The sequence below is a fragment of the Fontibacter flavus genome (assembly GCF_042432905.1).
Lineage (GTDB): Bacteria > Bacteroidota > Bacteroidia > Cytophagales > Cyclobacteriaceae > Fontibacter > Fontibacter flavus.
This window is the reverse complement of sequence record NZ_JBHLWI010000010.1, coordinates 23935-33423: the sequence shown is the minus strand read 5'-3', so window position 1 is coordinate 33423 and position 9489 is coordinate 23935. Positions and strand designations below refer to the sequence as shown.

Sequence of the window (9489 nt, the reverse complement as noted above, 5' to 3'; positions counted from 1 at the left end):
TGCCAGTCTGATTTTTAAAAACTACCTTAGACATTGTTGTATTTTGTTCAACTCTAAAATAATAATTTTAGAGAAGATCAACAATAAAAAAAGGGTGTCTCGACTTTTCGGACACCCCCTTTTTTATTCACTACCTTTTCTTTCACTGAAAAACAACCATTCTATTGCTTTCGGGAACTCATCACTCCAATATGTTTCAGAGTGCTTGCCCTCATGATTAATGCTGAGGTTTACCTGGATTTTATCTCTGACGTTTTCCTTTTTCAAAAGGCGTTTTTTGAATTTTTTGACATGTTTGATCATGGTTTCACTTTCATCACCACCTGCATACAAATAGATTTTAGTATCCATGGGTTCGTAGAAGTGAGGAAAGGATAGTTTAATCTTTGGAATGACCCATAAGGATGGAGAAAATATCATCAACTTACCATAAACTTCCGGATACATCAGTCCGCTGAATATGCTTACAAGCCCCCCCATAGAACTACCACCTATTCCGGTGTGTTCCCTATCTGATTTTGTCCTGAAGTTCTTGTCTATGAATGGTTTAAGCGTATCTGTCACGAAACGGATGTACTGCTTGCCCTGACCTTCACCCAAGAGTGTTTTACCGACATTGTATTCGATCAACCGCTCTTTATCTGCATGTTCAATAGCTATGATAATAATCTTTCCAATGCCATAATCTGACATGACAGCTAGTTTCTTGTCAATTTGCCAATTGCCAAATGCAGCATTTTCATTGAACAAATTCTGGGCATCCTGAAGGTACAGTACAGGGTAGTGTTCTGTCGATGTATCATAGTCATGGGGAAGGAGCGCCCATACTTTTCTCTTTTTGTTCAACTGAGGGATTTCAAATTCCTCTGAAATCAAGTGAACCTGTGGGAGCTGACTTGGACGGTAAGGGAGCCAGTTTTTTCTCCATCTAGGAACATGTTCCAGTTGGACACCTGATTTCTTTTGACAATGTCTATTGGGCGTTCGGTTTCCATATCGGTCTATCTCTACCTCTGACCAATCCCCTTTAGTGAATTTATAGGCCAACTCATCAGGGTAGTTAAAGTCTTGAGGGAATTGGAAAATATATTTGCCAAACTCAACCTTTTGGAGCAAAAATCTCCTGTCCTGAGTAGCCCAATCGTTGAAATTGCCAGAAAGATAGACAGGTCTATGGTCATCCTCATCTGTAGTCAATTGGATAGTCAGGCCTGTGCTATCTGGATTTGCCCCACTTTTGCTTTTTATGATTTTCTCTTCTAAATCCATTTGCGAGATTACCTGATTAATTTTCACTTCCCCAATTGAAGGTTTAGGAGATGAACGTGCTTTTAATTGAACAAATATGGAAAAGGTCTATGATGAATCATAAGGAAATTTTCAAATGCCGGTTAACTGACTTTTGGCACAATAAATTTTTTTATCAATCAAAAGCGCACCGGGGAAGTTCTGTTTAAAGGAATTTGAATCATGATGTCAGATTCGCCTTCTTTCGAATGACAAGCATTGCAGGCAGAAGTCAAAGTTTGAAATCCTTTTAGAAATGTTTCTTGATCTTCTTGTTTTATGAGATCTTCCATGTAAGGAAGCGTTTCTTTCATGAAACTTTCGGCCGATTCCATTCTCTCAGGTCTTCTTTTGAGGCCATCTTCCAAAGCTTCAATGATATGTTCTATTTGATGGTCAGCATATCCCCAATTTTCATCCATAGCTGCCCAGTAAAGTTCGGAATATCTATATCCAACTTCCACCATTGTTCTACTAAACCCTCCTAGCTGGTGAGCCACTTCTTCGAATTTTTCTTCAGAAGTACCCTTCAGCCACCCTTGATAGCCCACTGAGCTGGACTTTTCTTCTGATTTTTGTTGGCAAGATAAAGTCAAAATTAAACTTCCTAGAATTACTAAATACTTTTTCATTTATACTTTAGGTTGTTGATTAACTGTAGTGTGTGCACTGCTGCCAAACCGGCAGTTTCACTTCTCAATCTGCTTTTTCCAAGTGAACAGGGTAGAAAATGGTTGTTAAATGCTAACTCAAGTTCTTGTTGAGAAAAGTCTCCTTCAGGACCAATCAGAATGATATAAGCTCTGTCAGGTTCGGCTTTTTCAAATAAATGACGGTCATTTTCCTTATCCACATATGCAATGAAGCGTTGGTAAGCGTCAAATGTTTTATCCTGAACGAGTTCATCCATTTGTCGGATAGGGTTTAATTTAGGAACCCTCGTCTTGAGGCTTTGTTTACATGCAGCTATAATCTTCTTTTCTAAGCGGTCCAATTTTAGATGGTGTCTTTCAGAGTGTTCCGAATGCATAAAAGTGATTTCATGGACCCCTATTTCAGTTATTTTTTCCACCAGCCACTCCATTCTATCCGCATTCTTTGTCGGGCAAATAGCCAAATGGATATAATAATCATCATCAGGCAGGTATTGTCTTTCATCAATTTGCAAAATAGCCTTTTTGGGGTTGTCATCAATGATTATGCATTGATAAAGACAGCCTTTTCCATCTGTAAAATTGACCTTGTCCCCCTTTGTTTTTCTAAGGACTTTGATCAGGTGTTTAGATTCATCCGGATCCAAATGGAAGGTTTTTTCCTTGGTATTTTCGTGAAAGAAAAGCTGCATGCTTGTTAAATTTGATAATGACCAAAAATAATCATTATCAAATGAAATCAAATTGACTTTTGATACAAACGGATAGGTTATAGGTCACGAATGGTTGAAAAACAATGGATTATCCCATTAAAGTCAGCTTAAAGTGACTGTGTTAAGTTCTTTGATAGAAGACATAATAAAAAAATATCTGTCTTAACAGAATGCTCAGTTTATTTTTTGCTTTAAAGGTTTCAAAAAAAAAGCGCAGTTCCTAAGAAACTGCGCTTTATACCACTAACCTTTATAAACTAATTTAACCAATTATGAAATTCTTATCCCTTAGAAATTTCCATGTTCACGGATTTCCCTTTGATGGTATTGTTTCTCATGACTTTGATCACGTGTTCAGCATCTTTAGAAGGAACATCCACGAAAGAGAAATTGTCAAAGATGTCAATGCCACCAATACTTCTTCCAGGAAGACCTGCTTCTCCAGCTATAGCGCCAACGATGTCGTTTGGACGTATCCTGTCTTTTTTGCCTAGGTTAAGGAATAACCTAGCCATTCCTGGTTCTCTAACGACTTTTTCTCTAGAACCTTTTCTGTCAGAGCGATCGGGCCTTTCGGATCTTTCAGATCTTTCGAATCTTCCGCCTCTTTCTCTTCCTCTTCCTCCATCACGGTCTCTTTCTCTACCTCTTCTTTCAGGTCTCTCGCCTCTTTCTCCTCTGCTACGTTCTCTATCTCTACCTAAGTCCAGTTCGAAGTTTTGATCTTCCATTTCATGGACTGCATCAGCCAATTGCATTTTGGTCAGACCAAGTACGATTTGTTCCATCGTCAAGCCTTCTGCCAACATTTGGCCAATTGTCTCTTCATAGAATCTGTTATCCTCTACTTTTGAAAGTTGTTTTTGAACATCTTTAATAAGTTGATCTTTTTTCAACTCGATCAAATCAGCAACAGAAGGAGGAGACATTTTATTGATAGACGTTTTGATGAATTTTTCCAAATCCCTCAATCTGAACATATCTTTTCTACCTGTCACAAAACTGATAGCTGTTCCGAATTTACCTGCACGGCCAGTTCTACCGATTCTATGTACATAGTTCTCCTCGTCTAAAGGAAGGTCGAAGTTGAAAACTGCTTCAACGTTATCCACGTCAATACCTCTTGCCGCCACATCAGTAGCTACCAGTACAGATACATGACCTTTTCTGAATTTCCCCATTACTTTGGTTCTCTGTGCTTGGGAAAGGTCACCATGAAGGGCTTCGGCCATAATGCCTCTAGCCATGAGTTCTTCCGTAACTTCATCCGTTACCCTTTTGGTGTTACAGAATACCACACTTAGTGCAAATTGGTTGAGGTTGATCAACCTTGACATCAATTCCAGTTTAAGCGCTTGCTTAACTTCGTAATATACTTGGGTGATGTTTTCTACTGTAAGTTCTTTTCTTTGTACTTTTACAATTTCAGGATTATTCTGAAATTTCTTTGTCAAATCCATAATCGGTTTTGGCATAGTTGCTGAAAAGAAGACAGTTTGTCTTTCTTCTGGACAATTGCTTAGGATGTTTTCAATATCCTCTCTGAAGCCCATGTCCAACATTTCATCAGCTTCATCCAATACAATGATGCCTACTTGATCGAGTTTCAATGTCCCTCTGTCCATGTGATCCATGATTCTACCTGGAGTACCTACGACGATCTGAACACCTTTTTTCAAACTTTTAATTTGACGGTCAATTGACTCACCACCATAAATACAAGTAGAGGAGATGCCTCTTTTGTACTTGGAAAGTTTAACAATTTCGCCTTCAACCTGTACCGCAAGTTCGCGGGTAGGACAAAGGATCAAAGCCTGAGGTCTGTTCAGCGATGGATCCACCTGATCAATGATCGGAATAGCAAATGAAGCAGTCTTTCCGGTGCCGGTCTGTGCCTGCCCAATGACATCTTTGCCTTCCAATAATAAAGGGATTGATTGAATTTGAATAGTAGAAGGGTGGGTATAACCCATGTCTTCCACTGCCCTTAGGATCTCTTCTGATACCCCAAGGTCTGAGAATAATAATTCTTTTTCCATGAAATTTTCCTTACTCTTCTAAACCATGAACTCCTAGAAGTAACCCAAGTCAAGCGACAGTAAGGAAACCACGGTTAGAAAAATGTTATTTAATTAATTCGAGTGCAAAGGTAAAGGTAAATATTTTGATTTCCAATCAGTAGCTTAAAGATTTTAGAATAATTCTTAGAAAAATGATCTTTTGGAGAAAAATAATTTTGCCAATTGGATTGAAAAGCTAGCCTTATCAAGCAATAAAAAATCCCAATTGGTGACTTTCTCTGGAATAAACAAGAAGAATGCAGTGCAGTTTTCGTTGCCTTCTTCATGTTGATACTCCTAAATCAATCAAATATACTTTGTAGAGAGACTATTAACCAAACTGATGTATTCCTCAGAAGCATCTTCTTTCGATTTACCTTTCAGGGCGAGCCATGCATTATATTTTGCGGCAGCCACAAAATCAAAGCCTCCTGGCCTTTCTTCATTGTTGTCTCCTTCGGTAGCCTGTTTGTACAAGCTGTAAATTTTCAACAACTCCTCATTGCTTGGTTTGCTGGTGAATTTTTTGGTCAAAGCAACTGCTTCATCTAATGTTGATGCATTCATAGGTAAACTTGTTTTTAATTTTCAGTTTCCAAATATATAGAAAGATTGATTTCAAACCATGTCTTTTTTAATTGAAATAGAAAGTTTTAGAATAGTCCTTAAAGGATGAGTAAAATAAAAGAGACCCCAAATATATGGGGTCTCTTGATAACATATTGTGACTGAGATTAGCCTCTTTTGTTCATAGAAACATACTCTCTATCTGTTTCACCAGTATAAATCTGACGTGGTCTACCTATAGGCTCACCGTTTTGTCTCATTTCTTTCCACTGTGCGATCCATCCTGGAAGACGACCGATAGCGAATAGTACTGTAAACATATCAGTTGGAATGCCTAAAGCCCTATAGATGATACCTGAGTAAAAATCAACGTTTGGATACAGGTTTCGTTCTACGAAATACGGATCATTTAAAGCAGCATGTTCCAGCTCTTTGGCGATTGTTAAAATTGGATCATTGATTCCAAGTTTGGCTAAAACATCATCCGCAGCTTTTTTGATGATTTTGGCTCTTGGGTCAAAGTTTTTATAAACTCTATGGCCAAATCCCATCAATCTGAAAGGATCGTTTTTGTCTTTCGCTTTGTCCAGGTACTTTTTAGTATCACCGCCGTCAGCTTTAATAGCCTCTAGCATTTCAATTACAGCCTGGTTAGCCCCACCGTGCAATGGACCCCAAAGGGCATTGATACCGGCAGAAATAGAGGCATAAATGCTTGCTTGGGAAGAACCTACAATTCTAACTGTAGAAGTAGAGCAGTTTTGTTCATGGTCTGCATGTAGGATCAATAGCTGATCCAAAGCTTTCGCTACAACAGGATCTACATCATATCGCTCAGCCGGCAAAGCAAACATCATTTTCAGGAAATTGGAGCAGTAGTCTAGGCTGTTGTCTGGATAGTTGACAGGATGGCCAACTTTGTTTTTGAATGCCCATGCAGCGAAAGTAGGTATTTTAGCAAGTAGCCTGATAATGCTCAGGTTTACGGCTTCTTCGTTTCTTGTTGGGTCTAGTGACTCCGGATAGAAAGCAGTAAGGGAGCAGATCAAAGAAGACAATACGCCCATCGGGTGGGAATTGGATGGGAACCCGTCCAAGATTTTCTTGATATCTTCGTGCACCAAGGTATGAGTGGTGATTTTGCTTGTGAATTTTTCGTATTGCGCTTGCGTAGGCAGGTCACCATAGATCAATAAGTAGGCTACTTCAAGGAAAGATGATTTTTCAGCCAAATCTTCAATTTTGTAACCTCTATATTTCAATATGCCATTTTCTCCATCCAAATAGGTGATTGAGCTGGTGGTAGAACCGGTATTTTTGTATCCTGGGTCTAAGGTAATCAGACCTGTTTGGGCTCTTAATTTTGCAATGTCAATGGCTTTTTCATTCTCGGTGCCTTCAACTATTGGGAGTTCAAAATCTTTGCCTCCATATGATAACTTGGCGATTTCGGACATAGTATATTATTTATTTATCAGTTTATGGTTTCAAAAGTATTAACTGTTTTTCAGGTGTTAAGTTAGTAAAAACGTGTATTTTTTACATGATTAATTATATCAAATGGTATATTCTGGTGTGGCAGGTCATCCTATCTAATATAGCTGAAAAATACACCAAGCACTTCTTAATTTCAGGGATCATGTTAGGTGTATTAGCAATCATAAAGGCTTAAGACTGGCCTCCAAATATTATTTGGTTACCGCCCACGAATCTACTATATTTTTTTAGCAAAAAAAAAGCCCCTAAGGGCTAATTTTTACTTACAGAAATGTTCAAATACTTCGACTAAATGGTCTCCGATCATTTTTGCATTCCTACCTTCAATATGGTGTCTTTCGATAAAATGAACCAATTCGCCATCTTTGAATAAGGCCATCGAAGGGGAAGAAGGAGGATAAGGTAAATGTAATTGTCTTACCTTGGCCACAGCATCTACATCATTACCGGCAAATACGGTAGCCAAAGTGTCTGGTTTGACAGAGCTGTTTTCAATGGCATATCTCACTCCTGGTCTTGCAGCTCCAGCTGCACAACCACAAACGGAATTGATGACAACGAATGTGGTACCTTTATGGTCAGTTAAGTGGTTTTCAACAGCATCAGCAGTTCTGAATTCTTGAAATCCCACATTTGTCAATTCTGCACGCATGGGTGCAATTAGATCCTCTGGATACATATGATAAGTTGTTTAATTTTAGTTTAAAGAAAGCCTAGTTCAAGTTTTGCCGCCTCTGACATCATATCCTGAGAATAAGGTGGGTCAAAGGTCAGTTCTAGTTCTACATGGTTGATCCCCGGTATTTGTTGGATTTTATCCTTGATTTCGGAAGGAATGAATTCTGCCGACGGACAATTCGGAGAAGTAAGGGTCATGAGAATGTATACGTTATTGACTGGATAAACCGTAATTTCATAGATCAATCCAAGTTCATATACATCTACCGGGATTTCGGGGTCATATACCTGTTTGATGGCATTGATGACTTTTTCTTTTAATTCCGTAGAAGGTATTTCTTCTACGCTATTTGTTGTGGTTTCTGACATAATCTTATCAGGCGTTTTGTTTGGTCTGGTAAGCCAATGCGTATAATTTCATTTGTTTGATCATGGCACTAAGTCCATTTGACCTTTGGGAACCAATGATATTGCCCATTCCAATTTTTTCTATGAAAAATAAATCGGTATTAAGGATTTCTTCAGGTTTACGGTCTGAAAGTACCCTGATCAACAAGCTGATCAAACCCTTGGTAATATCAGTATTTGAGTCAGCCAGGAATTGGATTTTTTCCCCATTTTCTATAGCGGTCAGCCATACTTTGGATTGGCATCCTTTGATGATGTTCGCATCAACTTTTTCATTTTCAGGGAATTCAGAAAGCTGAGACCCTAATTCCATGATATAGTAAATCGTTGATTCTTTATCATCCCCAAGGATGCTGAATTCCTCAATGATCTCATTTTGTATTTCCTGTACGCTACTCATTTATTTTTGATTTTTGCAATTTTGGCAACAGATGCTACCATTTGGTCAATTTCGGCTTTGGTATTGTAAACAGAAAATGATGCCCTAACTGTTCCCTCAAGTCCGAATCTTTGCATCAAAGGCTGTGTACAATGATGGCCTGTACGAACAGCAATTCCTTGAGCGTCCAACATGACTCCTACATCAAAAGGGTGCATGCCATTGATGTTGAAGGATAATACACTTACTTTTTGTTCCGCAGTACCTACTGGGATAAAACCCTTAATCTCCTTCATTTTCGCTGTAGCATAGGAAAGGAGTTCATCTTCATGATTTTTGATGTTTGACTTGCCTAAATTCTGAATGAATTCTAGGGATTTTTGAAAAGCAATCACATCAGCAATATTAGGTGTACCCGCTTCGAATTTGAAAGGAATGTCACTGTAAGTGGTCTTTTGAAAGGTCACTTCTTTGATCATTTCTCCACCTCCTTGGTAAGGAGGCATACTTTCCAAGATTTGTCTTTTACCGTACAAAACTCCTAAACCTGTGGGGCCATAAAGTTTGTGTGCAGAAAAAGCAAAAAAATCACAGTCCAGCTCTTGAACATCAATTTCAAGGTGACTTGATGACTGAGCCCCGTCCACTAAAACTTTTGCGCCGACAGATTTTGCTTTCTCAATTATGTTTTTTACAGGGTTGATCGTGCCCAAAGCATTGGACACGTGCACGATGCTGATAAGCTTTGTTTTTTCAGAAATCAGTTTCTCAAATTCTTCAAAAATGATCTCGCCATCATCATTGATCGGAATTACTTTCAGCATCGCTTCTTTTTCCTCACACAGCATCTGCCATGGCACAATATTAGAGTGGTGTTCCATAGTGGAGATGAGGATTTCATCTCCTTTGGTGATGAATTTACGGCCGAATGTGGAAGCTACTAGGTTGATGCTTTCAGTGGTCCCTTTTGTGAAAATAATTTCCGCCTCTTCTTTAGCATTTATGAAATCCTGAATTGATTTTCTGGTTTTTTCAAAATACCTGGTCGCTCTGTCAGCAAGGGTGTGTGCTCCCCGGTGTATATTGGCATTATCATTTTCATAATATCCCATTAATGCCTCCAGTACAGCGTTAGGCTTTTGGGTAGTGGCAGCATTATCAAAATAAATCAAGGGCTTTCCATGGACCTCCTGATGAAGGACTGGAAATAAAGCTCTGATTTCTTCAATATTTAAGGTCATTTGATC

10 protein-coding genes are annotated in these 9489 nt (G+C 38.7%); all 10 read right to left on the bottom strand.

Annotated features, from left to right (window positions below):
- Nucleotides 1-123: 123 nt before the first annotated feature.
- Nucleotides 124-1296, bottom strand: coding sequence for an alpha/beta hydrolase (locus tag ACFFIP_RS05905; protein ID WP_382386655.1), 1173 nt, complete (start codon nucleotides 1294-1296; stop codon nucleotides 124-126).
- Between the two features lie 131 nt (nucleotides 1297-1427).
- Entirely contained in the window at nucleotides 1428-1919 is a 492-nt protein-coding gene (locus tag ACFFIP_RS05900) for a hypothetical protein (protein ID WP_382386654.1), read from the bottom strand.
- On the bottom strand, nucleotides 1916-2632 hold the full coding sequence (locus ACFFIP_RS05895) for a 16S rRNA (uracil(1498)-N(3))-methyltransferase (protein ID WP_382386653.1): 717 nt from the start codon (nucleotides 2630-2632) through the stop codon (nucleotides 1916-1918). The genes ACFFIP_RS05900 and ACFFIP_RS05895 overlap by 4 nt, the downstream gene beginning before the upstream one ends.
- A gap of 302 nt (nucleotides 2633-2934) precedes the next feature.
- Nucleotides 2935-4692 (bottom strand): DEAD/DEAH box helicase, encoded by a 1758-nt coding sequence (locus tag ACFFIP_RS05890; protein WP_382386652.1) that lies wholly within the window; start codon nucleotides 4690-4692, stop codon nucleotides 2935-2937.
- A gap of 327 nt (nucleotides 4693-5019) precedes the next feature.
- Nucleotides 5020-5280, bottom strand: a complete 261-nt coding sequence (locus tag ACFFIP_RS05885) for an acyl-CoA-binding protein (RefSeq protein WP_382386651.1) — start codon at nucleotides 5278-5280, stop codon at nucleotides 5020-5022.
- Between the two features lie 167 nt (nucleotides 5281-5447).
- Entirely contained in the window at nucleotides 5448-6737 is a 1290-nt protein-coding gene (locus ACFFIP_RS05880; RefSeq protein WP_382386650.1) for a citrate synthase, read from the bottom strand.
- 299 nt (nucleotides 6738-7036) lie between these two features.
- Entirely contained in the window at nucleotides 7037-7456 is a 420-nt protein-coding gene (locus tag ACFFIP_RS05875; protein ID WP_382386649.1) for a BrxA/BrxB family bacilliredoxin, read from the bottom strand.
- 23 nt (nucleotides 7457-7479) lie between these two features.
- Nucleotides 7480-7824 (bottom strand): DUF59 domain-containing protein, encoded by a 345-nt coding sequence (locus tag ACFFIP_RS05870; RefSeq protein ID WP_382386648.1) that lies wholly within the window; start codon nucleotides 7822-7824, stop codon nucleotides 7480-7482.
- 7 nt (nucleotides 7825-7831) lie between these two features.
- Entirely contained in the window at nucleotides 7832-8263 is a 432-nt protein-coding gene (locus tag ACFFIP_RS05865; RefSeq protein WP_382386647.1) for a SufE family protein, read from the bottom strand.
- Nucleotides 8260-9483: a SufS family cysteine desulfurase gene (locus ACFFIP_RS05860; RefSeq protein ID WP_382386646.1), complete on the bottom strand. Its 1224-nt coding sequence runs from the start codon at nucleotides 9481-9483 to the stop codon at nucleotides 8260-8262. The genes ACFFIP_RS05865 and ACFFIP_RS05860 overlap by 4 nt, the downstream gene beginning before the upstream one ends.
- Between the last annotated feature and the right edge of the window lie 6 nt (nucleotides 9484-9489).

Excerpts from the sequence above, each read along its gene's own strand:
- ACFFIP_RS05880 (WP_382386650.1), bottom strand. The coding sequence starts at position 6,737 with ATGTCCGAAATCGCCAAGTTATCATATGGAGGCAAAGATTTTGAACTC.
- ACFFIP_RS05870 (WP_382386648.1), bottom strand. The coding sequence starts at position 7,824 with ATGTCAGAAACCACAACAAATAGCGTAGAAGAAATACCTTCTACGGAA.
- ACFFIP_RS05860 (WP_382386646.1), bottom strand. The coding sequence starts at position 9,483 with ATGACCTTAAATATTGAAGAAATCAGAGCTTTATTTCCAGTCCTTCAT.
- ACFFIP_RS05895 (WP_382386653.1), bottom strand. The coding sequence starts at position 2,632 with ATGCAGCTTTTCTTTCACGAAAATACCAAGGAAAAAACCTTCCATTTG.
- ACFFIP_RS05865 (WP_382386647.1), bottom strand. The coding sequence starts at position 8,263 with ATGAGTAGCGTACAGGAAATACAAAATGAGATCATTGAGGAATTCAGC.
- ACFFIP_RS05885 (WP_382386651.1), bottom strand. The coding sequence starts at position 5,280 with ATGAATGCATCAACATTAGATGAAGCAGTTGCTTTGACCAAAAAATTC.
- ACFFIP_RS05900 (WP_382386654.1), bottom strand. The coding sequence starts at position 1,919 with ATGAAAAAGTATTTAGTAATTCTAGGAAGTTTAATTTTGACTTTATCT.
- ACFFIP_RS05890 (WP_382386652.1), bottom strand. The coding sequence starts at position 4,692 with ATGGAAAAAGAATTATTATTCTCAGACCTTGGGGTATCAGAAGAGATC.
- ACFFIP_RS05875 (WP_382386649.1), bottom strand. The coding sequence starts at position 7,456 with ATGTATCCAGAGGATCTAATTGCACCCATGCGTGCAGAATTGACAAAT.